Genomic DNA, 22,916 nt, shown 5'->3' on the forward strand with positions numbered 1-22,916 from the left:
GGTGTGTGCCGGGATCATGCCAAACCGCGGGCCGTCCGCCCAGTCCGGCGGGGCGACGGCCCGTTCCCGTCCAGCCGATCGGCGGCTCAGCCGCCGGGGTTGACGATCCATTCGCCGCGCCGCATGACGCCCTTGAGCTCGAACCCGGCGTCCAGGACGACGAGGTCGGCGTACTTGCCGGGCTCCAGCGAGCCGACCTGGTCGTACAGGCCGATCAGCTTGGCGGGGTTGGCGGAGATCGCCTGGACCACCGATTCGACGGGCAGCCCGTCGATGGTCACCGCGCGCTTGAAGGCGGTGTCCAGGGTGAGCGTGGAGCCGGCGATGGAGCCGCCTTCCACGAGGCGGGCGACGCCGTCCTTGACCTCGACCTCCAACGGCCCGAGGTGGTAGGTGCCGTCGCCGAAGCCGGCCGCGTCCATGGCGTCGGTGATCAGCGCGACCCGGTGGGCGCCCGCGTGGTGGAACGCCAGTTCCAGCATCGCCGGGTGCAGGTGCGTGCCGTCGTTGATCAGCTCGACGGTGACCCGCTCGTCCTCCAGCAGCGCGGCGATCGGGCCGGGGGCGCGGTGTTCGAGGCCCGGCATCGCGTTGTAGAGGTGGGTGGCGACGGTGGCGCCCGCGTCGATGGCCCGGCGGGTCTGGTCGTAGGTGGCGTCGGTGTGGCCGATCGCGGCGATGACCCCGTGCTCGGCCAGCAGCCGTACGGAGTCCAGGCCGCCGGGCAGTTCGGTGGCGAGGGTGACCATCCGGGCGGCTCCGTGCGCGGCGTCGACCAGCTTGCGGACCTCGGCCGGGTCGGGGTCGCGCAGCAGCTCGGCCTTGTGGGCGCCCTTGCGGCAGGCGTTGATGAAGGGCCCCTCGAAGTGGATGCCCGCGATCTCGCCCTGCTGGGTCAGCTCGGCCAGCAGCCCGGCGCGCCGGGCCAGTTCGTCCAGTTCGCCGGTGACGGTGGAGGCGATGAGCGTGGTGGTGCCGTGCTCGCGGTGGGTCCGTACGCCCTTGAGGACCTCTTCGGCGGTGCCGGAGGTGAAGGAGGCGCCGCCGCCGCCGTGGTTGTGCATGTCCACGAAGCCGGGGACGATCCAGTGCCCGGTCAGGTCGGTCACGGGGGTGTCCGCGGCCGCGCTGCCCGCGATCCGCTCGCCGTCGACGATGACGCGGCCGCCCGCCACGGTCCCGGTGGGCAGCACCACCTTGGCACCGGACAGAACAGTGCTCTGTGTGCTTGCGGCCATCAGGCAGGTACCTCCGTGGCGAGTAGGTCCCAGGCGAGCAGCCCTGCGCCCAGGCATCCGGCGGTGTCCCCGAGGGCCGCCGGAACGATCTCGGGCAGCCGCTGGAACGTCACGCGCTCCTCCACGGCCGTCCGAAGTGGTGTGAACAAGGTTTCCCCCGCCTCCGCGAGCCCGCCACCGATGATCACCGTGCGCGGGTCCAGCAGGGTGATCGCGGTGACCAGCCCGTCGGCGAGGGCGCCGATGGCGGCCAGCCACACCTCCCGGGCGCGGGCGTCGCCGGACTCGACGGCCTTCGCGCAGTGCGCGGCGTCCGCGTCGGGGTCACCGCAGGCGGCGGCCCAGGCGCGGCTGACGGCGGAGGCGGAGGCGAGGGTCTCCAGGCAGCCGTGCTGGCCGCAGCCGCAGGCGGGGCCGCCGGGGCGGACCACGATGTGGCCGATCTCGCCCGCGTAGCCGTGGGCGCCCGCCTCGATGCGGCCGGCCAGGCCGATCGCGCCGGCGATGCCGGTGCCGAGCGGGACGAACAGGAAGCGGTCCGCGCCGCGGCCCGCGCCGATCCGGCCCTCGGCGAGACCGCCCGTGCGCACGTCGTGCCCGAGGGCCACCGGGATGCCGCCGAGGCGGGCGCCGAGCAGCTCGCGCATCGGTACGTCGCGCCAGCCCAGGTTCGCCGCGTAGACGGCGGTCCCCTGCTCGGCGTCGACGATGCCGGGCACGGCGACCCCGGCGGCCGAGGCCGCCCGGCCGAGGTGCTCGCGGCCGTGGGCCAGGAGCTCGGCGGCGAAGCCGAGGATCGTCTCGACGACGGCTTCGGGGCCCCGCTCGCGGCCGGTGGCGCGGCGCGCCTCGTGCAGCAGGGTGCCGTCCTCGGCGATGAGGGCGGCCTTCATCCCGGTGCCGCCCACATCGAGGGCGATGACGTGTTTCACGGGTTTCACAGAAGACAGTCTCGCGTGCTCGGGAGGCAAAGGTCTAGTCCATTGGGAGGAATGTTGAGCGGCCATACAAATCCGGGAGCCCGCTCCGGCAACGGTCCGGACACGGTCCGGGCGAGCGGCGCGTTCCGGATGTGAAGCAGCCGGAAAGTGGTGTAGACCTTACGACGAATAGTAGGTACGACAAGGGGTGGATCAGAACTGTGAAGGGCCGTTACCTGAGCCTGGCCGCGACCGGGGCCGCGCTGTGCCTGACCGCCGTGACGCTGACGGGCTGCGGAACCGTGCAGGGGCTCACCGGGAACAACGAGGTGACCCTGCGGGTCGTGGCGGCCGACTACGGCGACAATCCGCAGAACTCCTCCGCCGCCTACTGGAAGACGCTCGCGGACTCCTTCGAGAAGACCCACCCCGGCATCAACGTCGAGGTCAGCGTCTACTCCTGGACCGAGGTCGACGCCAAGGTCGCCGAGCTGGTCAAGGCCCACAAGGCCCCCGACATCGCGCAGATCGGCGCCTACGCCGACTACGCGGAAGCCGGGAAGCTCTACTCCGCCGAGGAACTGCTCTCCGTCAAGACCGAGGCCGACTTCCTCGCGCCGCTCGCCGACGCCGGCAAGGTCAGGCACATCCAGTACGGCATGCCCTTCGTGGCCAGCACCCGGCTGCTCTTCTACAACGAGAAGCTGCTCACCGACGCCGGTGTCATACCCAAGGACAGCAAGGCCGGCTGGCAGCCCAAGAGCTGGGCGGACCTGGAGGCGGCCGCCAAGAAGCTCAAGACCGCGGGCGTCCCCACCCCCCTCGCGCTGCCGCTGGGCCGCGAGGAGGCACAGGCCGAGACGATGATGTGGATGCTGTCGGGCGGTGGCGGCTACACCGACAACGAGGACAGCTACGAGATCGACTCCGCCGACAACGTCAAGACCTTCGAATTCCTGCGCGACAAGATGGTCGGCCAGGGCCTCACCGGCCCCGTCGAACCCGGCAAGCTCGACCGGCAGGCCGCCTTCGACGCCTTCGCGCGCGGCGAGGTCGGCATGCTCAACGGCCACCCGACCCTGCTGAAGCAGGCCGGCGGCAAGGGGATCAAGTTCGGCATGGTGCCGATGCCGACGGCCGACGGCGCCGACCACTCCACCATGGGCGTCGCCGACTGGGTCATGGCCTTCAAGAACGGCCACAAGGCGGAGACCGGCAAGTTCCTCGACTACCTGTACGAGGCGAAGAACGTGACGGCCTTCACCGACAAGTACGACCTGCTGCCCGTCACCACCAGCGGCTACCGGGCCATGGAGGCCGCCGCGGCCGGCGGCGGGGGATCGCCGCAGCTCAAGACCTTCCTGGCGGCCCTGCCGAACGCGCGGCTGTACCCCGTCGGCAAGAAGTCGTGGGCCGGGGTGAGCGAGGACGTCAAGCAGAACATCGGCAAGGTGGTCCAGCCGGGCGGCCGGCCGGACAAGGTGCTGGGCGACATCGCGGACGCGGCGCGCAAGGCGGACGGCGACCGCTGAGCGGCGGGCCCCGCGCCTCCTGTGGGTCCGCCCGGGGCGTGTCGGTGGGCGGCGTTAATCTGGCCGTATGACGGACGACGGGCGATTGACGGCCGCCGAGGCCGCCGTGCTCGCGTACGAGGGACGTACCTGGTCCGGGCCCGGAGCCAAGGAACGGGCCATCCGGGAAGGGCTGGGGATGACCCCGGTCCGGTACTACCAGCTGCTCAACGCCCTGATGGACGACCCGCGGGCGCTGGAGCACGCGCCGGGGACGGTCAACCGGCTCCGGCGGATCCGCGCGGCACAGCGCGCCCGGCGATAGCAGTCGTACGACTGGACCGTTAGGGTCGTCCTCATGGGGAGCCATGCGCACGATCTGCCGATGCCCGTGCCCGCCACCGCCGCCGGACGGGAGGGGCTCGAAGCCCTCCTCCGCGCGCCGCGCCGATCCGTCGTAGCCCTCGACTTCGACGGCACCCTCGCCGACATCGTTCCCGACCCCGACCAGGCGCGCGCCCACCCGGACGCCGTACCGGCGCTGTCCGCGCTGGCGCCCGAGGTGCTGTCGGTGGCCGTCGTCACCGGCCGGCCGGCCGGGGTCGCCGTCCGGTACGGCGGCTTCGCCGGGGTGCCCGGCCTGGAACACCTCGTCGTGCTCGGCCACTACGGCGCCGAGCGGTGGGACGCCGTCAGCGGGCTCGTCCACGCGCCCGCCGAGCACCCGGGGGTGGCGGCCGTACGGGCCGAGCTGCCCGGGTTCCTGGAGTCGATCGGGGCGTGGCGCGGGACCTGGATCGAGGAGAAGGGCCGGGCGCTGGCCGTCCACACCCGGCGCGCCGAGGATCCGGAGGCGGCGTTCGAGGCGCTGCGGGAGCCGCTGGCGGAGCTGGCGGCACGGCACGGGCTGATGGTGGAGCCGGGGCGGGCGGTGCTGGAGCTGCGGCCGCCGGGGATGGACAAGGGCGTCGCCCTGACGGAGTACCTGGAGGAGGTCGGCGCGGAGGTGGTGCTCTACGCGGGGGACGACCTCGGGGACCTCGCGGCGTACGCCGCCGTCGAGAAGCGGCGGGCGGAGGGGCTGCCGGGGCTGCTGATCTGCAGCTCGGCGGAGGTCCCGGAGCTCGCGTCCCGCGCGGATCTGGTCCTGCCGGGTCCGGCCGAGGTGGCGTCGTTCCTCGCGACTCTGGCGGCGGCCCTGCGCCGCTGACGCCCCGGCGGCCCGAGGGTCTGCGGCGCCGCGCTGCGGGCATCCGCTGCGCGGAGCCTGTCCCCTCCCCGCCCTTCCGCCGTTCCCCGGGCTCTGCCCGGACCCGCGCCTCAATCGCCGGCGGGGCTGAAAAGGAGCCCGGACCCGCGCCTCAATCGCCGGCGGGGGAAATCCAGCCTCGCCGGCGTTTGAGGCGCGGGGTGCGGGGCGGAGCCCCGCGAGGCCCGGGCGGAGCCCGGGGGCGCTTGCGCGGCGGCGCCGCAGCCGATCAGGCCCCGGCCCCGGGTACCGGGCAGGCCGCGTCCGCCCCGGCTACGGTCAGGGCGTCCGCCCGAGGCACGGCCAGGCCCCGGCCCGGGTACGGCGAACGACCTGTCGGGTCCCGCCCGGGGCATGGGTACGGCGCCCGACCCGTCGGGTCCCGACCGAGGCATGGGTACGGCGCCCGACCCGTCGGGTCCCGCCCGAGGAGCGGGCAGGACCCGCCCCCGTCCCGGCGGCGTCAGGCCTCGCGGAGGGCCGAGAGCTGGGCCGTGAACCAGGCCGTCGGGGGCAGCGCCGTGGCCGCCGCGGACAGGCGCTTCGTGCGCTCCGCCCGCTCCGCCTCCGGCATCGCCAGCGCCGCGTGCAACGCCGCCGCCGTCTCCGACACGTCGTACGGATTCACCGTCAGCGCGTCCGAGCGGAGCTCCTCGTACGCCCCCGCCCCCGTCGACAGCACCAGCGCGCACCCCGCCTCCGACACCACCGGGATCTCCTTCGCCACCAGGTTCATCCCGTCCCGCACCGGGTTCACCAGCGCCACGTCCGCCATCCGGTACGCCGCCAGCGACCGCGCGAAGTCGTCCTCCACCGACACCAGCACCGGCTGCCACTCCGCCGTCGCGAACTCCGCGTTGATCTCCGCCGCCAGCTCCCGCACCGCCGCCGTGTACTCCCGGTACACCGCCAGGTCCTGCCGCGAGGGGTACGCCGACGCCATGTGCACCACCCGTTCGCGCCACTCCGGGTGCGCCGTCAGCAGCTCCCGGTACGCCAGCAGGCCGCGCAGGATGTTCTTGGACAGCTCCGTCCGGTCCACCCGGACGATCGTCTTGCGGTCCCCGACCTCCGCCCGCAGCCCGGCCAGCTTGTCGTCGACCTCCGGCCGGTGCGCCAGCGCCCGCAGGTCGTCCCCGTCCACGCCCAGCGGGAACGCCCGCACCTCCGTCGTGCGCCGCGGCCACACCGACTCCCGCCGGTGCTCCACGCGGCCCTCCCGGACCTCCTCCGCGCTGCCCTCAGCCCCGTCGAACGGCATCGCCGCCAGGAACGCCCGCGCCCATTTGGCGGTGTGGAAGCCCAGCAGGTCCGCCCCGAGCATCCCCCAGGTCAGCTCCTCCAGCACGTACCGCGGCAGCATCCGCAGGACGTCGGGCGAGGCCCACGGGGTGTGCGTGAAGTGCGCGATCCGCAGGTCGGGCCGCAGCACGCGCAGCATGCCCGGCACCAGCGCCAGCTGGTAGTCCTGGACGAGCACCGCCGCGCCCTCGCCGGCCTCCGCCGCCAGCGCGTCCGCGAAGGCCCGGTTGTACAGGACGTACGCGTCCCAGCGCCGCCGGAACTCCGCGTCGAAGACCGGCTCGCGCGGGATGTCGTACAGGTGGTGGTGGGTGAACCAGAGCACCGAGTTCGCGATGCCGTTGTACGCGGCGTCGTACACCGCGGGATCGATGTCCAGCATCCGGACGCCGGGCTCGGAGACCCCCCGCCGCACCGCTTCCCGGTCGCCCTCCGACAGCGCCGCGCAGATCCACACCGCGTCCGGCTGCTCCGCGAGCGCCGCGGAGAGTCCGGAGACGAGACCGCCCCCGCCGCGCCGGGCGCTGAGGGTGCCGTCGGGGGCGTGGGCGTACGAAAGGGGGCCGCGGTTCGCGGCGACGAGTACCTGGGAAGCCATGCCGCGAACCTAACCCCGCCGCACGCGCCTCAAACCCGCCGCGGCCGCACGCCACGCCGCATCAGGCCACGCCGCATCAGGCCACGCGGCGGACCGCGTACTCCTCGATCTCCAGCATCGGCGGCCGCTCCTCGGTGTCCACGGCGTGCGTGCGCGCCACGAAGCCGTCCGGGCCCCGCTCGAACTGGGTCAGGGCGGGGCGTACGGGGGGGTACCCCCAGCGGTAGCCGGGGGAGTGCCCGCGCGAGAGCCGCAGCTGCGCCGTGCGGTAGATCGCCGCGGCCATCCGGCCGAGTGCCTGCCCGTCCTGGTGGCGGTGCAGCCGTACGCCGACGTCCACCTGGGCCAGTGCGTCCAGCCCCACCGTGTGCAGCGCGTCGACCAGCAGGCCCAGCTCCACGCCGTAGCCGACGGGGAAGGGGAGACGTTCCAGCAGGGAGCGCCGTACGGCGTACTCGCCGCCCAGCGGCTGGACGAAGCCGGCCAGCTGCGGCCAGTGCAGGTTCAGCAGGGGCCGGGCCACCAGCTCGGTGACGCGGCCGCCCTGTCCCGGCGCGTCGCCGAGCGGGCGGTCGTACATCGCCTTGACGAACTGCACGTCGGGTTCGGTCAGCAGCGGGCCGACGATGCCGGAGACGAAGGCGGAGGAGAAGTCCCGCAGGTCGGCGTCCACGAAGCAGACGATGTCCCCGGTGGTGGCGAGCAGCGAGCGCCACAGCACCTCGCCCTTGCCGGGCACCGCCGGGAGCCGCGGCAGCACGGCGTCGCGGTGCACCACCCGCGCCCCGGCCTTCGCGGCCACCTCGGCGGTACGGTCGCTCGACCCGGAGTCGACCACCACCAGCTCGTCCACCAAGGGGTACGGCAGTCCCTCGATCAGGTCGCGGCGGATCACCTCGACTATGGCGCCGACCGTGGCCTCCTCGTCGAGCGCGGGCAGCACCACGCTGACCGTGGCGCCCGACGCGCGCTTGCGGTCGAGCAGCCGGTCGAGCGGCCGGTCGGCGGCGGACCAGGAACGGTCGGCCAGCCAGCGCTCCACCTCTTCCAGCACCCTCGGCACTCCCTGCATCGTCAGTTGTTTGGACCCATTTGTGATCCATCTCGCGGTTCGGACGGCTGTCTCAACCGCCCGCCCCTTCGGTTACAGTCTTGAACAACGCGGAGGACCACGGCATGCCGGGGTCCTCGCGCACAAATGCCCGGGAGCGCCATGGAGCGCGCGGCCCGGTGCCATACCGCTCATCCAGAGGGGCAGAGGGACACGGCCCGTTGAAGCCCCGGCAACCCTCCAGTCGGTTCTCGCGATGCGTTTTCACGCACCCCCGCGAGGTCCCCGGCTAGGGAAGGTGCCAATTCCGTCTCATGGCGAAGTGCGCCATGGGGAAGATGAGGAGAAAGGGCCTCGCCATCATGGCTGCACAGACTGTCGCCACCTCTGTTGATCTCGGACCTGCCACCGGCCTTTCCTGTCGCGAGTGCGGTACCCGCTTCGAGCTCGGGCCCATCTTCGCGTGCGCCGAATGCTTCGGACCTCTGGAAGTCGCCTACGACCTGCCGACCGGCGACCCCGAGGCCCTGCGCGCCGCGATCGAGGCCGGCCCGGACAACATCTGGCGCTACGCCCCGCTGCTGCCCGTCCCCGCGGACGTGGCCTCCAAGCCGAGCCTCAACCCCGGCTTCACCAAGCTGGTGGACGCGGCCAACCTGGCCAAGGAGCTCGGCGTCACCGGCAAGCTCTACGTCAAGGACGACTCCGGCAACCCGACGCACTCCTTCAAGGACCGCGTCGTGGCGATCGCCGTCGAGGCCGCCCGCGCGTTCGGCTACACCACCCTCTCCTGCTCCTCCACCGGCAACCTGGCCGGCGCCGTCGGCGCGGCGGCCGCCCGGGCCGGCTTCCGCTCCTGCGTGTTCATCCCGCACGACCTGGAGCAGGGCAAGGTCGTCATGGCCGGTGTCTACGGCGGCGACCTCGTCGGCATCGAGGGCAACTACGACGACGTCAACCGCTTCTGCTCCGAGCTCATCGGCGACCCGCTGGGCGAGGGCTGGGGCTTCGTCAACGTCAACCTGCGCCCGTACTACGGCGAGGGTTCCAAGACGCTGGCGTACGAGATCTGCGAGCAGCTCGGCTGGCAGCTGCCCGACCAGATCGTGATCCCCATCGCGTCCGGCTCGCAGCTGACGAAGATCGACAAGGGGCTCCAGGAGCTGATCAAGCTCGGACTGGTCGAGGACAAGCCGTACAAGATCTTCGGCGCGCAGGCCGAGGGCTGCTCGCCCGTGTCTACCGCCTTCAAGGCGGGACACGAGGTGGTGCGCCCGCAGAAGCCGAACACCATCGCCAAGTCCCTGGCGATCGGCAACCCGGCGGACGGCCCGTACGTCCTGGACATCGCCCGCCGCACCGGCGGTTACGTCGAGGACGTCAACGACGAGCAGGTGGTCGAGGCCATCAAGATCCTCGCGCGGGCCGAGGGCATCTTCGCCGAGACCGCGGGCGGCGTGACCGTCGGCGTGACGAAGAAGCTCATCGAGAACGGGCAGCTCGACCCCTCGCTGACCACGGTCGTCCTCAACACCGGCGACGGCCTCAAGACCCTGGAAGCGGTGGCCTCGGACAGCGGCCAGACCGCCACCATCCGCCCCAGCCTGGACGCGTTCCGCGCCGCCGGCCTGGCCTGAGGCCCGACCCACCCCCCTGTTCCCGGAAAGGCAGTAGCGCCATGAGCGTCAACGTCCGCATCCCCACCATCCTGCGCACCTACACCGGTGGCAAGGCCGAGGTCCCCGCCGAGGGCGCGACCCTCTCCGAGGTCATCGAGTCCCTGGAGAAGAACCACCCGGGCATCGCGGCCCGCGTCCTGGACGACCAGGGCAAGCTGCGCCGGTTCGTGAACGTCTACGTCAACGACGACGACGTGCGCTTCGAGGGCGGCCTGCAGACGGCGACGCCGGACGGCGCGGGGGTCTCGATCATCCCCGCCGTGGCCGGCGGCTGCTGACGCCCGGCTGCTGATGGCCGCCTTCCCGGCGCCCGTCCTCCGACGCCCGCCTTCCGGGCGGAGTCACACCTGAATTGCCCCCTCCGGTAAAAGCGGAGGGGGCAATTCTGGTTGGTTGGGCGCGGTAGAGTTTGGGAAGTCCCCTCCGTTGTTCTTGCCCGCCGCATATGAGCGGGCCGCCGGATGGTTGACATTGAGTCAACATGCGAGCCTGGTATGGGCCTTTGATGCCGGATGTCGGGCCCGAGTTGCCCGGGAATATGCCTAAATTTCACGTGATTTCCAGATTCCTTCTTGTCCGGAATTCTCGTCGGATTGACCTGTTGCAGACAGCACCGGTGCGGATACATTCAGCCGCGGTCGAGGCGTTCCGGCGCAAGTTCTGACCCGGGTCCGCGAAGTGCGGTCCTGCGCAAGGGCCAGTAATAGGGGAGTTAGGCATGGCTCAGGGCACCGTCAAGTGGTTCAACGCGGAGAAGGGCTACGGCTTCATCGCGGTCGACGGTGGTGCGGATGTGTTCGTCCACTACAGCGCCATCCAGATGGACGGGTACCGCACCCTTGAAGAGGGTCAGCGGGTCGAGTTCGAGATCTCGCAGGGCCAGAAGGGTCCTCAGGCGGACATGGTCAAGCTCGCACTCGGCTGACCCGGCGCGATCGACCACCGACGCAACAGGTCTTAAGGACCGCACACGCACGTGGGGCCCACATCCCGGACACGGGATGTGGGCCCCACGTGCGTCCCGGCCGGGGACTTCGCCCGGTGTTGCCCGAAGCCGCTTGCACTCGACGGGGTCGAGTGCTAATCATTGGCGTTAGCACTCTCCAGGTGAGAGTGCTACTGAAACGAGGACCGGGTCGGTGAGGCCCGAGGGTCCGGCGGGAAGGAACCGCCGGGCTCGCAGGCCGTCCGTCGCGGGCGCGGGCGCGGTCCAGGAGCAATCCACCCCAGTCCTGGAGGACCACTTCAGATGGCCAAGATCATTTCGTTCAACGAGGAGGCCCGGCGCGGTCTCGAGCGTGGCATGAACCAGCTCGCCGACGCCGTCAAGGTCACCCTTGGCCCCAAGGGTCGCAACGTCGTCCTTGAGAAGAAGTGGGGCGCCCCCACGATCACCAACGACGGTGTTTCCATCGCCAAGGAGATCGAGCTCGAGGACCCGTACGAGAAGATCGGCGCCGAGCTGGTCAAGGAAGTCGCCAAGAAGACGGACGACGTCGCGGGCGACGGTACGACCACCGCCACCGTGCTGGCCCAGGCACTGGTCCGCGAGGGCCTGCGCAACGTGGCCGCCGGCGCCAACCCGATGGCCCTCAAGCGTGGTATCGAGAAGGCCGTCGAGGCCGTCTCCGCCGCCCTGCTCGCGCAGGCCAAGGATGTCGAGACCAAGGAGCAGATCGCTTCGACGGCCTCCATCTCCGCCGCCGACACCCAGATCGGCGAGCTCATCGCCGAGGCCATGGACAAGGTCGGCAAGGAAGGCGTCATCACCGTCGAGGAGTCCCAGACCTTCGGTCTGGAGCTGGAACTCACCGAGGGCATGCGCTTCGACAAGGGCTACATCTCGGCGTACTTCGCCACCGACATGGAGCGTATGGAGGCGTCGCTCGACGACCCGTACATCCTGATCGTCAACTCCAAGATCGGCTCGGTCAAGGACCTGCTGCCGCTCCTGGAGAAGGTCATGCAGTCCGGCAAGCCGCTGCTGATCATCGCCGAGGACGTCGAGGGCGAGGCCCTGTCGACCCTGGTCGTCAACAAGATCCGCGGCACCTTCAAGTCCGTCGCCGTCAAGGCCCCGGGCTTCGGCGACCGCCGCAAGGCCATGCTCGGTGACATCGCCATCCTCACGGGCGGCACCGTCATCTCCGAGGAGGTCGGCCTCAAGCTGGAGAACGCCGGTCTCGACCTGCTCGGCCGCGCCCGCAAGGTCGTCATCACCAAGGACGAGACGACCATCGTCGACGGCTCCGGTGACAGCGACCAGGTCCAGGGCCGCGTCAACCAGATCCGCGCCGAAATCGAGAACTCCGACTCGGACTACGACCGCGAGAAGCTCCAGGAGCGCCTCGCGAAGCTGGCCGGCGGCGTGGCCGTCATCAAGGCCGGTGCCGCGACCGAGGTCGAGCTCAAGGAGCGCAAGCACCGCATCGAGGACGCCGTTCGCAACGCGAAGGCGGCCGTCGAAGAGGGCATCGTCGCCGGTGGTGGCGTGGCCCTGCTCCAGGCCTCCTCGGTCTTCGAGAAGCTGGAGCTCACCGGTGACGAGGCGACCGGCGCCAACGCCGTGAAGCTCGCGCTGGAGGCCCCGCTCAAGCAGATCGCCGTCAACGGTGGCCTGGAGGGTGGCGTCGTCGTCGAGAAGGTGCGCAACCTCCCGATCGGCCACGGCCTGAACGCCGCGACCGGCGAGTACGTCGACATGATCGCCGAGGGCATCATCGACCCGGCGAAGGTCACCCGCTCCGCGCTGCAGAACGCCGCGTCGATCGCCGCGCTGTTCCTGACCACCGAGGCCGTCATCGCCGACAAGCCCGAGAAGGCCGGCGCCGGTGCGCCGGGCGGCATGCCGGGCGGTGACATGGACTTCTGATCGGCCCCGGCTGATCGGCTGTTCATACGCTTCACGTTCCGAGGGCGGCACCCCGATGGGGGTGCCGCCCTCGGGCGTTCCCGCGGCGCGCCGCCCAGGCGGCCGGCCGCGCGACGAACCTGACCTCTTCCTGGCCCTCGCCCAGGGCGATGTTCAGCGAGGCGTCCAGGGCCCGCGCGAGGCGCAGCAGCAACGCCAACGTCGGCACGGCATCGGCGCCCTCCATGGCCTTGGCGAGGGCAACGGCCAACCGGATCTCCGCCCGGCCGCCCGCTTCCTCGGCCGTCTCGGTGTACCCCGTCACCGCAAGCGCGCTCCGCCGCCGGGAGGCGGAGGAGGCAGGGCGAGGTCTCCGCGATGTGCCCCGCTGGGGGCGTGGACCTTCGTCCCGGGCCAGTGGCGCGGGGCTCGCCTGCCCGGCCCCTGGGACGGATCGCCGCCGAGCGGGCGAGTTTGGTTGACTCGGGGGCATGAGCGAGAGCAGCGCACCCTTCGTCAAGATCTGCGGGCTGAAGACCGCGCACGACGTCGACGTGGCCGTGGCGGCCGGGGCCGATGCCGTCGGGTTCGTCTTCGCCCCCGGCAGCCCCCGGACCGTCGACGCCGCCACCGCGCGGGAGCTGGCCGCGCGGGTGCCCGAGGGCGTGCTGACCGTCGGGGTGTTCCGCGGGCAGTCGGTGGCTGAGGTCCGGCGGCTGGCGCGGGAGAGCGGCGTGCGCGGCGTACAGCTCCACGGCGACGAGGGGCCCGAGTACTACGAGGCCCTGCGCGAGCCGGCCCGCACCCTCATCCGCGCCACCGCCACCGCCGTCGCGCGGACCGGCGAGTACGGCGAGGACCTGCTGCTGATCGACGCCCCCGACCCCGGCTCCGGCAAGCCGTGGAACTGGGGTTCCGGCGGGTTCACCGCGCCCCGGGGCCCCTGGCTGCTGGCGGGCGGCCTCGACCCCGCCAACGTGCGCGCGGCGCTGCTGGCGACCGGCGCGTGGGGCGTGGACGTCTCCAGCGGCGTCGAACGGGAGCGCGGGGTGAAGTCACCGGAGCTCATCCGCGCGTTCCTCGCGGCCGCCCGCGACCCCAGTCGCTGAAAGCAACCGTCCGACTACCCAGGGCGAGAAATCCGGCATGGCCCGCTCCGCTCCCGGGCAGACACCCTCCATGGACACGGACCTGCTCGGCTGGCTGGGGCGCCTGGCGTCCCGCCTCGCCCCGGGGGGCGGTGGCGGACCGACGGTACCCGGCCCCCGCCGCGCCCCGGTCTTCACCGCCGACTTCGCCTCCCCCACCCAATGGGTCGCCGGACGCTCCTGGGCGTATCCCGACGGCGGCCCCGTCAACCCCGGCGACAACAAGCTCGACCACCTCGTGGCGGACCCCGCCTACAGCCGCGGCGGCGTCTTCCGCGCCACCCGCCGCCCCGACGGCAACTGGGACACCGGCCTGCTCACCACCGAGGGCAGCGACGAGGGCTTCATGGTGCGCACCGGCGACGTGCTGGAGGCGCGGGTCCGGCTCCCGGCGGAGCTGGGGGCCTGGCCCGCGATCTGGACCTGGCGGGACGGCGGCCAGGAGATCGACGTCTTCGAGTACCACCCCGACAACCTCGACCTGCTGGAACTCTCCAACCACGTCCGCGAGGCGCACCGCTACCACCGCGACCCTTCCATCTGGCCCGGTTCCTGGGTGGACCTGCGGGTGGAGTTCGGGCGCAACTCGGTCGTCTGGTGGGTCAACGGCGCCCGCGTCTTCTCCGACCGCCGGGGCGTGGGCCGCGGCTGGCGGGCGTACCTCATCGTCAACCTGTCGGTGTGCGCGGGCAACTACCACCCGGCGCCGGATCCGGAGGTCACGGAGATCTCCTACGAGGTGTCCGAACTGCGCGTCTACCGCGGCTAGGACCCGCCCCCCACCGTCGCGGCCGCGACGGTGGGGCGCTCCCGGCGCAGGCTTCAGGGGCGTTCGCCCGTCAGGGAGTTCAGCAGGGCGGCGCCGCGTTGGGCGTCGTCGATGCTGACCGCGAAGTCCCGGCCGTGGGAGCGGATCACGAGGCAGGGGCCGCCGCGGACCATCACCGTCGTACCGAGCCTGCTCACGCGGTAGCCCCAGCCGCCGACCTGCGCGGGCCGGCGCTCCTCCACGCGGGCCGGGGCGTCGATCTCGGCCGGGGACCAGCGCCGCACGGGGCGCCCTACGGGTCCGTACGCCACTTCCAGCGCCCGCCCGGTCACCCGTACCGTCACGGAGGCGAACACCAGCAGCAGCAGGGACGACAGGAGCAGCACCACGACCGGCACCCACACCATCACCACCGCCCCCGCCAGCCCGGCGGCCGCGAACCCGACCGCGATGAGCCCGAGGACGAGGGCCGTCGCCTGCATCCACCGGTTCGCCGCGTGTGACCGCCACAGGACCTGTTCGGCGTGAGCCATGACGCCTCCACGATCGGTCGCCGGGAGCCCTTCCCTCCAGTCTCCTCCCGCAGGCCGCCGCCGGCCCCGGCGTACGGTGGGAAGGAGGGGAGGCGAGCCCCGGGAGGCCGGTGATGAACGACGAACGTGACGCGTTCCTGGACTGGGCCCGGTCCCGGCTGCGGGACGCGGAGGTGGCCCTGCACAACGGGGACGCCGGGCCGCGCTTCGCGATCTGGTCCCGGCACGAGCCGGTCTCGGTGCTGGGCGCCTGGATGTCGGCCGTCGGGTACGAGGAGGTCAGCGCGCTGTTCCTCAAGCTGGCGCAGTCGTTCTCGGACTGCACCTCGTACGAGCACGAGATCGTCGCGGCCGACGTGGTCGGCGACATGGCCTACACCGTCGGGTACGAGCGCACGCACGCTTCCGTCAACGGCGAGCCGCGCCGGTACGTCCTGCGCGCCACCCAGGTCTACCGCCGCGAGGGCGGCGAGTGGAAGGTCGCCCACCGGCACGCGGACACCCTGGACACCCCCTAGGGATGTCAGGGCGGGGCCGCGAGCGGAGCCAGCGCAGTGGGCCGTACGGCGCCCGCCGCGGCCGAGCCGCGCAGCAGTCCGGTCAGGTCGTGGGGCCGGCCCCGCCCAGTGGTGGGGACCGCGGCCGTGACGCGGTCCAGCCGGAAGCCGCGGCCGGCCCGCCGCGTGCGGCACCACGCGATCAGGTACCAGCGGCCTTCGGCCGTGAGCAGTCCGGCCGGTTCCACCGCGCGGTCGCTCTCGTGCCCTGCCGCGTCGGTGTAGGACAGCCGCAGGACCGTGTTCGTGGCCAGCGCCCGACCCCGGCGGAGATCGCCGAGTTCCTGAGCGAGGGGTCCAGCAAGGACGTGCTGAGCAGCGTCAGCAAGAGCAGCCCGAACGAGCTGCTGTTCACCAACGGTCTCTGAGCGACCCCACGAAGTCGGCCCAGGCCCGTGCGTGGAACACCACGTGCGGGCCTTCGGGCTGCTTGGAGTCCCGGACGGGGACGATGTGGGGGTGGCCGTCGGCGACTTCGAGGCAGTTACCGCCGTCGCCAGCGCTGTGGGTGGACTTCCGCCAGGTGGCCATTTCGAGGCAGTCGCCGCCGGTGCCGTCGCTGTAGCTCGACTTGTGCCAGCTGGCCGTCGAGAGGTCGTATTCAGGCGTGCTCGTCATGCGCGTAACCCTCCGCCACGGAATCGATCAACGCCAGCGATTGCGTTGGTGACAGCGCGCTGGCCGTGAGGAGATCGTAGGTCAGGCAGTGGCGCGCAACCGTGGCCGGATCGTCCAACAGCACGCCCATGGCGTTGCCTTGGACGTAGGCGAGAGGGGGAGCGTCTTCGAAGGTCATCAGCTTGAGGGTGCCGCCCATGGATGAATGGGCCCCTGCGCTGAACGGCAATACCTGGACGATGATCCGGTGGGCACGGATGAGGGCTGCGATGTGCCGCAAGGCCTCCGCCATGATTTTCGGACTGCCCACCACTCGTCGCAGTACCGCCTCATCAAGCACACACCACAACAGTGGCTTTGTTGCGTCAGCAAGCAGCTTTGCTCGGTCCAGCCTGTTTCTGACCAGCTCGTCAATGACCTCCTCGATCGCTGTCGGCTGATAGGCGCGGAAGACTTCGCGCGCGTACGGCTCCACCTGGAGCATCCCTGGAAGGGCCAGGGGCGCGTACTCGCGGATTGTCGTTGCCGCCGCCTCTGCTTCGGCGGCCTCAGCAAAGTGGTTGGGGTACCTGGACTTGGCCAAGGCGCCGCAGTTGCGGGTGAAGAAGCCGTCCGTGTTGAGGATCTCGTCTACCTGGCGGGCGACATCGAGGTGCATCCGACGGGTCCCGGCTTCGAGCTGGCCGATGAACGAGCCGCTGACGAAAAGCCGTTCGGCCAGTTCGGCCTGGGTGAGGCCCGCGCGTTCGCGCGCCACACGGAGTTCGGCGCCCAGTAGGGCGCGGGGTGAGGAGGAGGGATCGAGGTTCTTCGGTCCTGGCATGGCAACTCCTGGTACAACACGTGCGTTTGTGCACCGCCCGACGTTGAAAGGCTAGCTAGCGAGTAGCCACTCTGTGTGCAGAACGCGATTACTCAGAGCGAAAGGAACGTGTCATGGTGCTCTCGCCCAAGGAACGCATGCTGGCGGCGGAGGAAGCTGTGGGGCAGTTGAAAGAGGCCCTCGGTGACGTGGGCGTGGTGTTCCCTTCGCTCGGTGTGGACGGGGTGTCGGCGGCCGGGACGTACGGGCTTCCGCTCGTAGACCTCGGGCGCTGCAACCTGGACACCGCGCTGCGGCTGGTCGCCGTACTGCACGAGCGGGCCAACCCGTGACGGCTGACGAACGCGCGCGCTGCGACGCCGTCTTGAAGGGGCTGGCGGAGGCCGCGCGCGGGTGGGAGTTCGAGCTGGCGTGGAAGCTCTGCTGGCTGGAGAAGGGGATGTTCAGAGCCGGGTGGAAGCGTGCGGGCATGGGTCTTTCGGTGCGGGTCGCGCGGGACGCGCGCAACGGGTTGTGGACCGCTGTCGGGGACGACGGGAAGCGGCGGGTGAGCGAGACGGCCGACACGGCGGACGAGGCGACGGCCTTGGTCCAGGAGGCGTTCGGCATCAAGGCGTGGCGTCCGCAGCCGCCTCCGCCGCCCGGCTGGCAGCGGTTCGCGCTGGTCCACAGCCCGGCCGACGAGTGCCCGCGGTTCGATGACCGGCGCTACGACGCCATCAAGGCCCGGCCGCCGACCGGGTGCGTGGTGGAGGACTTCGGCGGGTGCTTCGGGCTCCGCTGCGAGCGGCCGGGGGCCCGGCTGCTCGACGCGGTGGCCCCGCTGTGCGGGGAGATCCGGGTCGGGCACGGGCTGTTGATGTCGGGACTCGGGATCGAGAGGCTGTGGGAGTGGGCGCAGGACGGGACGGACGGCTGGGGCGCGGAGATCGTGGGCCAGTTGCTGCTGATGGCCGCCGAACGCGGTCCGAAGCTGGGGTACTCGGTGGAGGACCTGGTGGCCTACCTGCGCACTGCGGCCGGGGCGCGCGGGGCGTGATCAGGGAGTGCGGACGTACTCGACCTGGGTGAGCGGGGCGCCGTCGCCGAAGTCGTGGGGGCGTACGGCGCCGGATTCCGTGAAGCCGGATTTGACGTAGAAGCGGCGGGAGCGCGGGGTATCGCGCAGGGTCCACAGGTGGGCCCCGCCGTACCCGGCTGCGTGCAGGCGGTCCAGCGTCGCCGTCATGAGGGCGGCGGCGATGCCGGTGCCCCAGGCGTCGGGGTGGGAGAAGAACGTGCGGATCTCGGCCAGGCCCGGACGGTCGGGGGACGGGACGGTGAAGGACAGCGCCAGCGGGCGGCCGTGGAGGGCGGCGAGCAGGATCGTGCCGGTGCCGTCGGCGACGCGGGCGTGCCAGCGGGTGCGGCGCGCGCGGACCTCGCGGGCGGCCCATTCGGTTTCGAAGAAGGGGGCGTACGCCGCCCCCCAGGAGGCGGCGTGGATCTCCCCGAGCGCGTCACCGTCTGAGGGGCCCGCGTCGCGTATCTCGATCATCCGAGCACCCTACGCGGGCCGTTGGGCAATCAGACCTTGATGGCGAGGAGCCGATCGCCGCAGAGGGCGGTCAGGTCTTCGGGATCCGAGGTGAGGACCGTGACGGGTCCGGGCGCCGAGAGCGCCGTGGCGGCGAGCATGGCGTCGATGGCGTACTTGTGGCCGTGGAGGCCCGCTGTGCGGAGGAGGTTCGTGGCCTGGTGGGCGATCTCCTCGGTGACGGGTTCGACCACCACGCGGGACAGGGTCCACTTGAGGGCCGACACGTTGATCGCCGGGTGGACGACCTCGACCAGGGTGGCCGAACTGGTGATCACCCGCATGTCGTCGGCCCGGGCGAGGGTCAGCCAGCGAGTGACCAGGCGGTCCCGCAGGACGGCCTTGGAGAGCCCTTCGCAGTCGAGCACGAGCGTGCCGCCCGGCGTGGCCGGCTGTGGCGTCATGCGACGCTCCTGTGCTCGTTGCCCTCGCCGGACTGCTCTTCGCGGGCGCGCTGGAGGATCTCGCGAGTGGCCCGGAGCTCCTCTTCGGTGATGGGGCCGTGTTCCGCCTCGGCCACGGCGATGAGCTCGTTCAGGTTGTCCCGTTCGATCTGGCGGGCCACGGCGGCGGTGACGTAGGCGGACAGGCCCGAAGGGCCGCTGCGGGCGCGAGCGGCCTCTGCGACGTCGCGGGGCATCGAGATGGAGTACTTCTGGGTGGGCTCGCTCATGCCACCCATGCTACTTCCGATGCCACCGCCGTACGCGGCGTATGCGGCGTATTCGGCGTAGGGGGAGGAGACGTACGTGGGCACAGGCTGCTGGCATATGCGCGCCCCTCGGGCGGCCTTCGTCCCCGTTAGCCCGATCGTGTGACGCAGGGCAGCGGCAGCGGCTCAGGCCAGCGCCGGTTCCTGCGGCGCCGGGTCGGCGGCCGGGGGAGTGTCCGGGCCGGGGCCGGTGTCGAGGTCCGTCAGCATCTGCGGGGTGAACCCGAAGAAGTACGTGGCGACGAAGCCCACCGCGTAGCCGACCGCCAGACCGCCCGCGTAGACGCCGATGGCCGGGCCCAGTCCCGACGGGCCGTCCAGCAGCGGGAACAGGGCCCAGCCGGAAGGGCCGATGGCCGTCGAGCCGAAGCCGGCGCCCAGCTGGTTGAAGAGGCCGACGAACGCCCCGCCCGCCGCCCCGCCGACGCAGGCGGTGACGAACGGGCGGCCCAGCGGCAGGGAGACCCCGTAGATCAGTGGCTCGCCGACGCCCAGGAAACCGGCCGGGAGCGCCGACTTGATGGTGGTGCGCAGCGAGCGGTTGCGCGGGAGGCGGTAGTAGACGGCGATGGCCGCGCCGACCTGGCCGGCGCCCGCCATGGCCAGGATCGGCAGCAGCACGGTGTAGCCGGAGTGCTCGATGAGGGTGGTGTGGATCGGGATCAACGCCTGGTGCAGGCCGAGCATGACCAGGGGCAGGAAGAGGCCGCCGAGCACGAGCCCGGCGAGCGCGCCACCGGTGGCGAGGAGCCGGTCGGTGAACCAGCCGATGCCCTCGGCGACCTGGCCGGCGAGGTACATCAGGCCGTAGAGGGTGACCAGGCCGGGGAGGAGGACGGTAAGGGTGGGCGTGACCAGGTTGTCCACGGCCTGCGGGACCCAAGTGCGGCACCACCTCTCCACGTACACGGCGAGCAGCGCGGCGGCCAGCGCGCCGAGCACGCCGCCCTGGCCGGGGGCGAGGTGCCGGCCGAACACCTCGATCTTCGCGACGCCCGGGAAGACGATGATCGCGGCGACCGCACCGCCGAGTACGGGCGTACCGCCGAACTCCTTGGCGGTGTTGTGGCCGACGAAGACGGCGATCAGGGACATGAAGCCGGACGCGATCGCGGCCAGGGCGGGGACGACGGCGGGCAGCAGGCCGGAGTTGGTGAGCAGGCCGTTCAGCCCGGCGATGATGCCGCAGCCGATGAGGGCGGGGATGAGCGGGACGAAGATGTTCGCGATGCGGCGCAGGAGCAGTTTGACGGGGGTGGCGTTGCGCGCCTTGCGGGCTTCTTTCAGTGCCGTTCCGCGCGCCTGGAGGGCGTCGGCGGTGACGGGGCGGGTTTGCCGCACCAGCGCCTCGAACTCGGGGGTCACGCGGGCGACGGCGCCGGGGCCGAGGACGATCTGGTACGTGTCGTCGTCCACGACGCCGAGGACGCCGGGGACGGCCTTGAGCGCTTCGTCCTGGACGAGGGCCCGGTCGCGCAGGCCGATGCGCAGCCGGGTCATGCAGTGTGCGACGGAGGTGACGTTGTCCGGGCCGCCGACCAGGGGGAGGATCGCGGCGGCCGTGGCGCGGTGCGTGTCGGGGGACATCGTGGTGGTTCGCCTCGCTGCTGGTCGGTGGGGCGCGGGGGCGCGGGGTGCGCGGGGGCGGGTCAGCGGGTCCGGGTGAGGGCGGCGCGCAGGTGGCCGTCCGCCTCGGCGAGGAGGGCGGCGGCGGTGGGGCCGTCGACTCCGCCGAGGACGACGAGGACGGCGTTCTTGACCTCGCCGCCGGTGGCGGCGAGCGCGGCCTCGATCTCGTCGTCCGGGGCGCCGGTGGCGAGGGCGACGATGCGGCGGGAGCGGGCGCGCAGCTTCTCGTTGGTGGCGCGGACGTCGACCATCAGGTTCCCGTACGTCTTGCCGAGACGGATCATGGTGACGGTCGAGATGAGGTTCAGTACGAGTTTCTGCGCGGTGCCGGCCTTCAACCGGGTGGAGCCGGTGAGGAATTCGGGGCCGACGACGACTTCGATGCCGTGGTCGGCGGCCGCGGCGAGGGCGGAACCGGGGTTGCAGGAGAGGCCGACGGTGAGCGCGCCGCGCGTACGGGCGAACTCGACGGCGCCGATCGCGTACGGGGTGCGGCCGGAGGCGGAGATGCCGATGACGGTGTCGGTGGCGGTGAGGTCGAGTGCGGTGAGGTCGTCGGCGGCGAGGCCGGGGGAGTCCTCGGCGCCTTCGACGGCCTTGACCATGGCGGTGGGGCCGCCCGCGATCAGGCCGATCACCTGGCCGGGGTCGGTGTTGAAGGTCGGCGGGCATTCGCTGGCGTCGAGCACGCCCATGCGGCCGGCGGTGCCGGCGCCCGCGTAGAGGAGCCGGCCGCCGCGGGCCATGCGGTCGGCGATCGCGTCGACGGCGGCGGCGATCTGGGGGAGCCGGTCGGCGACGGCGGCGGGGACGGTGGCGTCCTCGGCGTTCATGAGGCGGACGATGTCGAGGGTGGGCAGCCGGTCGATCTCGGCGAGGTCGGGGCGGAAGGCCTCGGTGGTGAGGGAGTCGAGCTGGGCACGCAGGTCCGCGTGGGCGGTCATGGGCGGGTCCTAGCGGTGGGGGCCGAGGGGGTCGAGGGGGCGAGGGGCTGAGGTCGGCAACGTATTTTCGCCGGGGGTGGGGGTCAAGGCGCCATGCCTTTCCCGTACTCGCCCGTACGGGTTCACAATGGGCCCATGGACCAAGCGACCCCCCTTGAGCAGGCGCTGCACGCCGCCCGTGCCCTTGTACTCGCCGATCTCGTTGCGGGCGAGGTCGCCGAGGCCGATGTCGTGTCCCTCGTCGAGGACGCGGTCACGCACCGCCGGTGGTGGGTGGAGCAGTGGCCGGAGGGGGTCGACTACCTCGCCGGACTGGTCGCGCAGGACGTGCAGGACGCGCTGCTGGAGAAGTACGGGCGCTGGCCGCTGTGTCCGGTGTGCGCGCGCGGCGAACCGCACGCGCTGGACGTGGAGCCGGAGCTGGGGCCGGACCCGCACTGGGTGTGCTCGGAGGCGGGCGTGCGGGTGTCGGCGGTGGGCGGACTCGGCCCCGTGCTCGGCCGGCGGTGAGCGGCGGGTGACGGTGTACATAGACCCGCCGACCTGGCCGGGGCACGGGCGGATGTGGTCGCACCTGGTCAGCGACGTCTCGTTCGAGGAACTGCACGCCTTCGCGGAGTCGATCGGCTGCCCGGCGCGGGCGTTCGAGCGGGACCACTACGACGTGCCGTCGTACCGGTACGCGGATGCGGTGGCGGCGGGAGCGGTGGAGGTGGGCAGCAAGGAGCTGCTCCACCGCCTCACCCAGGCGGGCCTCCGCCGCCCCAAGGGCCGCACGGCCTGACGCGGCCCTGCGGGGCTGTCCCGTTCCCGTGACTCCGCCCCGCCCCCCGCCCCCCGTCCGGCGGGGTGCTTCGCAGCCTCGGCTCGGCCCGGGGCGGCCCTGCGGGGCTGTCCCCTGCCCGCCCTTCCACCGTTCCCCGGGGCTCCGCCCCGGACCCCCCGTCCGGTGGGGCCGGCTAAAACCAGCCTCGTGGGGGTACCTCTGGGGGTCCCCCGGACGGAGTCTGGGGGAGGTAGCTGGGGGAGTTCGAGGCGCGGGGGTCCGGGGGCCGGCCCCCGGACGCGGCGCCGCGGGTATCCCCCACCGTTCCCCGGGGCTCCGCCCCGGACCCTGCGGCGCGGGTGCGGGCCGTCATTGGCGGCCCTGCGGTACCCGGCCCGGGCCGCCGGCCGAAGCCAGCCGCGGCCGGGGGCCGGCCGCGACC

The 22,916-nt window shown here is 72.1% G+C and carries 29 protein-coding genes and 1 riboswitch; of the genes, 15 read left to right on the forward strand and 14 right to left on the reverse strand.

The window, feature by feature from the left end; translation table 11 throughout:
* Nucleotides 1–86 precede the first annotated feature (86 nt).
* Together nagA and ACZ4M3_RS28100 are read right to left on the reverse strand one after the other, a co-directional pair.
* On the reverse strand, nt 87–1,238 hold the full coding sequence (gene nagA / locus ACZ4M3_RS28095) for an N-acetylglucosamine-6-phosphate deacetylase (protein ID WP_467737222.1): 1,152 nt from the start codon (nt 1,236–1,238) through the stop codon (nt 87–89).
* Entirely contained in the window at nt 1,238–2,170 is a 933-nt protein-coding gene (locus tag ACZ4M3_RS28100; protein ID WP_467737556.1) for an ROK family protein, read from the reverse strand. The genes nagA and ACZ4M3_RS28100 overlap by 1 nt, the downstream gene beginning before the upstream one ends.
* A 209-nt stretch (nt 2,171–2,379) precedes the next feature.
* Here ACZ4M3_RS28100 and ACZ4M3_RS28105 point away from each other — a divergent pair, with 209 nt between their 5' ends.
* The 3 genes from ACZ4M3_RS28105 to otsB all read left to right on the forward strand — a co-directional run bounded on the left by ACZ4M3_RS28105 (nt 2,380) and on the right by otsB (nt 4,879).
* On the forward strand, nt 2,380–3,690 hold the full coding sequence (locus ACZ4M3_RS28105) for an extracellular solute-binding protein (protein WP_467737224.1): 1,311 nt from the start codon (nt 2,380–2,382) through the stop codon (nt 3,688–3,690).
* 67 nt (nt 3,691–3,757) lie between these two features.
* Nucleotides 3,758–3,994 carry a DUF3263 domain-containing protein gene (locus ACZ4M3_RS28110; RefSeq protein ID WP_136213770.1) on the forward strand — a complete coding sequence of 79 codons (237 nt, stop codon included), beginning with the start codon at nt 3,758–3,760 and terminating at the stop codon, nt 3,992–3,994.
* Nucleotides 3,995–4,027: 33 nt separating this feature from the next.
* On the forward strand, nt 4,028–4,879 hold the full coding sequence (gene otsB, locus ACZ4M3_RS28115; protein ID WP_467737226.1) for a trehalose-phosphatase: 852 nt from the start codon (nt 4,028–4,030) through the stop codon (nt 4,877–4,879).
* Nucleotides 4,880–5,381: 502 nt separating this feature from the next.
* Here otsB and ACZ4M3_RS28120 read toward each other — a convergent pair.
* Complete coding sequence (locus tag ACZ4M3_RS28120) at nt 5,382–6,818, reverse strand: alpha,alpha-trehalose-phosphate synthase (UDP-forming) (RefSeq protein ID WP_467737228.1); 1,437 nt, start codon at nt 6,816–6,818, stop codon at nt 5,382–5,384.
* A 76-nt stretch (nt 6,819–6,894) separates the two neighbouring features.
* On the reverse strand, nt 6,895–7,872 hold the full coding sequence (locus ACZ4M3_RS28125; protein ID WP_467737558.1) for a glucosyl-3-phosphoglycerate synthase: 978 nt from the start codon (nt 7,870–7,872) through the stop codon (nt 6,895–6,897).
* Nucleotides 7,873–8,057: 185 nt separating this feature from the next.
* A riboswitch (SAM riboswitch) is annotated at nt 8,058–8,214 on the forward strand.
* Between the two features lie 17 nt (nt 8,215–8,231).
* Here ACZ4M3_RS28125 and thrC point away from each other — a divergent pair.
* The 4 genes from thrC (at nt 8,232) to groL (ending at nt 12,420) form a co-directional block, all read left to right on the forward strand.
* Nucleotides 8,232–9,506, forward strand: coding sequence for a threonine synthase (gene thrC, locus ACZ4M3_RS28130; protein WP_467737230.1), 1,275 nt, complete (start codon nt 8,232–8,234; stop codon nt 9,504–9,506).
* A 41-nt stretch (nt 9,507–9,547) separates the two neighbouring features.
* The gene (locus tag ACZ4M3_RS28135) at nt 9,548–9,826 is read left to right on the forward strand and encodes a ubiquitin-like small modifier protein 1 (RefSeq protein WP_467737232.1); all 279 of its coding nucleotides are present in this window, start codon (nt 9,548–9,550) and stop codon (nt 9,824–9,826) included.
* Between the two features lie 440 nt (nt 9,827–10,266).
* A complete protein-coding gene (locus ACZ4M3_RS28140; RefSeq protein ID WP_030009783.1) occupies nt 10,267–10,473 on the forward strand; it encodes a cold-shock protein in 207 nt (68 codons plus the stop codon).
* 324 nt (nt 10,474–10,797) lie between these two features.
* Nucleotides 10,798–12,420, forward strand: a complete 1,623-nt coding sequence (gene groL / locus ACZ4M3_RS28145) for a chaperonin GroEL (RefSeq protein WP_389663469.1) — start codon at nt 10,798–10,800, stop codon at nt 12,418–12,420.
* Between the two features lie 31 nt (nt 12,421–12,451).
* Here the strand turns inward: groL and ACZ4M3_RS28150 are convergent, their stop codons facing one another.
* Nucleotides 12,452–12,724: a hypothetical protein gene (locus tag ACZ4M3_RS28150; RefSeq protein ID WP_467737235.1), complete on the reverse strand. Its 273-nt coding sequence runs from the start codon at nt 12,722–12,724 to the stop codon at nt 12,452–12,454.
* 166 nt (nt 12,725–12,890) lie between these two features.
* Between ACZ4M3_RS28150 and ACZ4M3_RS28155 the strand changes: the two genes are divergently transcribed.
* Nucleotides 12,891–13,508 carry a phosphoribosylanthranilate isomerase gene (locus ACZ4M3_RS28155; protein WP_467737237.1) on the forward strand — a complete coding sequence of 206 codons (618 nt, stop codon included), beginning with the start codon at nt 12,891–12,893 and terminating at the stop codon, nt 13,506–13,508.
* 70 nt (nt 13,509–13,578) lie between these two features.
* On the forward strand, nt 13,579–14,316 hold the full coding sequence (locus ACZ4M3_RS28160; RefSeq protein ID WP_467737239.1) for a LamG domain-containing protein: 738 nt from the start codon (nt 13,579–13,581) through the stop codon (nt 14,314–14,316).
* A gap of 53 nt (nt 14,317–14,369) precedes the next feature.
* On the opposite strand, the gene ACZ4M3_RS28165 is transcribed toward ACZ4M3_RS28160, so the two are convergent.
* Nucleotides 14,370–14,849 carry a hypothetical protein gene (locus tag ACZ4M3_RS28165; protein ID WP_467737241.1) on the reverse strand — a complete coding sequence of 160 codons (480 nt, stop codon included), beginning with the start codon at nt 14,847–14,849 and terminating at the stop codon, nt 14,370–14,372.
* Nucleotides 14,850–14,962: 113 nt separating this feature from the next.
* On the opposite strand from ACZ4M3_RS28165, the gene ACZ4M3_RS28170 reads away from it, so the two are divergent.
* On the forward strand, nt 14,963–15,367 hold the full coding sequence (locus ACZ4M3_RS28170) for a nuclear transport factor 2 family protein (protein ID WP_467737243.1): 405 nt from the start codon (nt 14,963–14,965) through the stop codon (nt 15,365–15,367).
* A gap of 5 nt (nt 15,368–15,372) precedes the next feature.
* Here ACZ4M3_RS28170 and ACZ4M3_RS28175 read toward each other — a convergent pair whose 3' ends face one another.
* Entirely contained in the window at nt 15,373–15,660 is a 288-nt protein-coding gene (locus ACZ4M3_RS28175) for a helix-turn-helix transcriptional regulator (protein WP_467737560.1), read from the reverse strand.
* Here ACZ4M3_RS28175 and ACZ4M3_RS28180 point away from each other — a divergent pair.
* Nucleotides 15,610–15,774, forward strand: coding sequence for a hypothetical protein (locus tag ACZ4M3_RS28180; protein WP_467737245.1), 165 nt, complete (start codon nt 15,610–15,612; stop codon nt 15,772–15,774). The genes ACZ4M3_RS28175 and ACZ4M3_RS28180 overlap by 51 nt on opposite strands.
* Here ACZ4M3_RS28180 and ACZ4M3_RS28185 read toward each other — a convergent pair.
* Nucleotides 15,758–16,024, reverse strand: a complete 267-nt coding sequence (locus ACZ4M3_RS28185) for a DUF397 domain-containing protein (protein ID WP_467737247.1) — start codon at nt 16,022–16,024, stop codon at nt 15,758–15,760. The two genes, ACZ4M3_RS28180 and ACZ4M3_RS28185, sit on opposite strands and share 17 nt — an antisense overlap.
* Nucleotides 16,008–16,847 carry a helix-turn-helix domain-containing protein gene (locus tag ACZ4M3_RS28190; protein WP_467737249.1) on the reverse strand — a complete coding sequence of 280 codons (840 nt, stop codon included), beginning with the start codon at nt 16,845–16,847 and terminating at the stop codon, nt 16,008–16,010. The genes ACZ4M3_RS28185 and ACZ4M3_RS28190 overlap by 17 nt, the downstream gene beginning before the upstream one ends.
* A 113-nt stretch (nt 16,848–16,960) precedes the next feature.
* Here ACZ4M3_RS28190 and ACZ4M3_RS28195 point away from each other — a divergent pair, with 113 nt between their 5' ends.
* On the forward strand, nt 16,961–17,179 hold the full coding sequence (locus ACZ4M3_RS28195; protein ID WP_467737251.1) for a hypothetical protein: 219 nt from the start codon (nt 16,961–16,963) through the stop codon (nt 17,177–17,179).
* Nucleotides 17,176–17,886: a hypothetical protein gene (locus ACZ4M3_RS28200; protein ID WP_467737253.1), complete on the forward strand. Its 711-nt coding sequence runs from the start codon at nt 17,176–17,178 to the stop codon at nt 17,884–17,886. Before ACZ4M3_RS28195 ends, ACZ4M3_RS28200 begins: the two co-directional genes overlap by 4 nt.
* On the opposite strand, the gene ACZ4M3_RS28205 is transcribed toward ACZ4M3_RS28200, so the two are convergent.
* From ACZ4M3_RS28205 to murQ, 5 genes are all read right to left on the reverse strand, one after another.
* Entirely contained in the window at nt 17,887–18,384 is a 498-nt protein-coding gene (locus tag ACZ4M3_RS28205; RefSeq protein ID WP_467737255.1) for a GNAT family N-acetyltransferase, read from the reverse strand.
* Nucleotides 18,385–18,413: 29 nt separating this feature from the next.
* Nucleotides 18,414–18,827: a PIN domain-containing protein gene (locus tag ACZ4M3_RS28210; protein ID WP_467737257.1), complete on the reverse strand. Its 414-nt coding sequence runs from the start codon at nt 18,825–18,827 to the stop codon at nt 18,414–18,416.
* On the reverse strand, nt 18,824–19,096 hold the full coding sequence (locus ACZ4M3_RS28215) for a CopG family transcriptional regulator (RefSeq protein WP_453353708.1): 273 nt from the start codon (nt 19,094–19,096) through the stop codon (nt 18,824–18,826). The genes ACZ4M3_RS28210 and ACZ4M3_RS28215 overlap by 4 nt, the downstream gene beginning before the upstream one ends.
* Nucleotides 19,097–19,261: 165 nt before the next feature.
* A complete protein-coding gene (locus ACZ4M3_RS28220; protein ID WP_467737259.1) occupies nt 19,262–20,722 on the reverse strand; it encodes a PTS transporter subunit EIIC in 1,461 nt (486 codons plus the stop codon).
* A gap of 62 nt (nt 20,723–20,784) precedes the next feature.
* A complete protein-coding gene (gene murQ, locus ACZ4M3_RS28225) occupies nt 20,785–21,708 on the reverse strand; it encodes an N-acetylmuramic acid 6-phosphate etherase (protein WP_467737261.1) in 924 nt (307 codons plus the stop codon).
* Nucleotides 21,709–21,843: 135 nt separating this feature from the next.
* On the opposite strand from murQ, the gene ACZ4M3_RS28230 reads away from it, so the two are divergent.
* Together ACZ4M3_RS28230 and ACZ4M3_RS28235 are read left to right on the forward strand one after the other, a co-directional pair.
* Complete coding sequence (locus ACZ4M3_RS28230; protein ID WP_467737263.1) at nt 21,844–22,218, forward strand: hypothetical protein; 375 nt, start codon at nt 21,844–21,846, stop codon at nt 22,216–22,218.
* A gap of 7 nt (nt 22,219–22,225) precedes the next feature.
* Entirely contained in the window at nt 22,226–22,492 is a 267-nt protein-coding gene (locus tag ACZ4M3_RS28235; RefSeq protein ID WP_467737265.1) for a DUF4031 domain-containing protein, read from the forward strand.
* The last annotated feature ends 424 nt before the right edge of the window (nt 22,493–22,916 follow it).

It is taken from the genome of Streptomyces sp. NPDC026522, assembly GCF_055567555.1.

Coding starts and splice junctions, on each gene's coding strand:
- nagA (WP_467737222.1), bottom strand. CDS start 1,238: ATGGCCGCAAGCACACAGAGCACTGTTCTGTCCGGTGCCAAGGTGGTG.
- groL (WP_389663469.1), top strand. CDS start 10,798: ATGGCCAAGATCATTTCGTTCAACGAGGAGGCCCGGCGCGGTCTCGAG.
- thrC (WP_467737230.1), top strand. CDS start 8,232: ATGGCTGCACAGACTGTCGCCACCTCTGTTGATCTCGGACCTGCCACC.
- ACZ4M3_RS28110 (WP_136213770.1), top strand. CDS start 3,758: ATGACGGACGACGGGCGATTGACGGCCGCCGAGGCCGCCGTGCTCGCG.
- otsB (WP_467737226.1), top strand. CDS start 4,028: ATGGGGAGCCATGCGCACGATCTGCCGATGCCCGTGCCCGCCACCGCC.
- ACZ4M3_RS28170 (WP_467737243.1), top strand. CDS start 14,963: ATGAACGACGAACGTGACGCGTTCCTGGACTGGGCCCGGTCCCGGCTG.
- ACZ4M3_RS28140 (WP_030009783.1), top strand. CDS start 10,267: ATGGCTCAGGGCACCGTCAAGTGGTTCAACGCGGAGAAGGGCTACGGC.
- ACZ4M3_RS28230 (WP_467737263.1), top strand. CDS start 21,844: ATGGACCAAGCGACCCCCCTTGAGCAGGCGCTGCACGCCGCCCGTGCC.
- ACZ4M3_RS28220 (WP_467737259.1), bottom strand. CDS start 20,722: ATGTCCCCCGACACGCACCGCGCCACGGCCGCCGCGATCCTCCCCCTG.
- ACZ4M3_RS28120 (WP_467737228.1), bottom strand. CDS start 6,818: ATGGCTTCCCAGGTACTCGTCGCCGCGAACCGCGGCCCCCTTTCGTAC.
- ACZ4M3_RS28215 (WP_453353708.1), bottom strand. CDS start 19,096: ATGAGCGAGCCCACCCAGAAGTACTCCATCTCGATGCCCCGCGACGTC.
- ACZ4M3_RS28155 (WP_467737237.1), top strand. CDS start 12,891: ATGAGCGAGAGCAGCGCACCCTTCGTCAAGATCTGCGGGCTGAAGACC.
- ACZ4M3_RS28135 (WP_467737232.1), top strand. CDS start 9,548: ATGAGCGTCAACGTCCGCATCCCCACCATCCTGCGCACCTACACCGGT.
- ACZ4M3_RS28185 (WP_467737247.1), bottom strand. CDS start 16,024: ATGACGAGCACGCCTGAATACGACCTCTCGACGGCCAGCTGGCACAAG.
- ACZ4M3_RS28190 (WP_467737249.1), bottom strand. CDS start 16,847: ATGCCAGGACCGAAGAACCTCGATCCCTCCTCCTCACCCCGCGCCCTA.
- ACZ4M3_RS28195 (WP_467737251.1), top strand. CDS start 16,961: ATGGTGCTCTCGCCCAAGGAACGCATGCTGGCGGCGGAGGAAGCTGTG.
- ACZ4M3_RS28165 (WP_467737241.1), bottom strand. CDS start 14,849: ATGGCTCACGCCGAACAGGTCCTGTGGCGGTCACACGCGGCGAACCGG.
- ACZ4M3_RS28160 (WP_467737239.1), top strand. CDS start 13,579: ATGGACACGGACCTGCTCGGCTGGCTGGGGCGCCTGGCGTCCCGCCTC.
- murQ (WP_467737261.1), bottom strand. CDS start 21,708: ATGACCGCCCACGCGGACCTGCGTGCCCAGCTCGACTCCCTCACCACC.
- ACZ4M3_RS28210 (WP_467737257.1), bottom strand. CDS start 18,827: ATGACGCCACAGCCGGCCACGCCGGGCGGCACGCTCGTGCTCGACTGC.
- ACZ4M3_RS28205 (WP_467737255.1), bottom strand. CDS start 18,384: ATGATCGAGATACGCGACGCGGGCCCCTCAGACGGTGACGCGCTCGGG.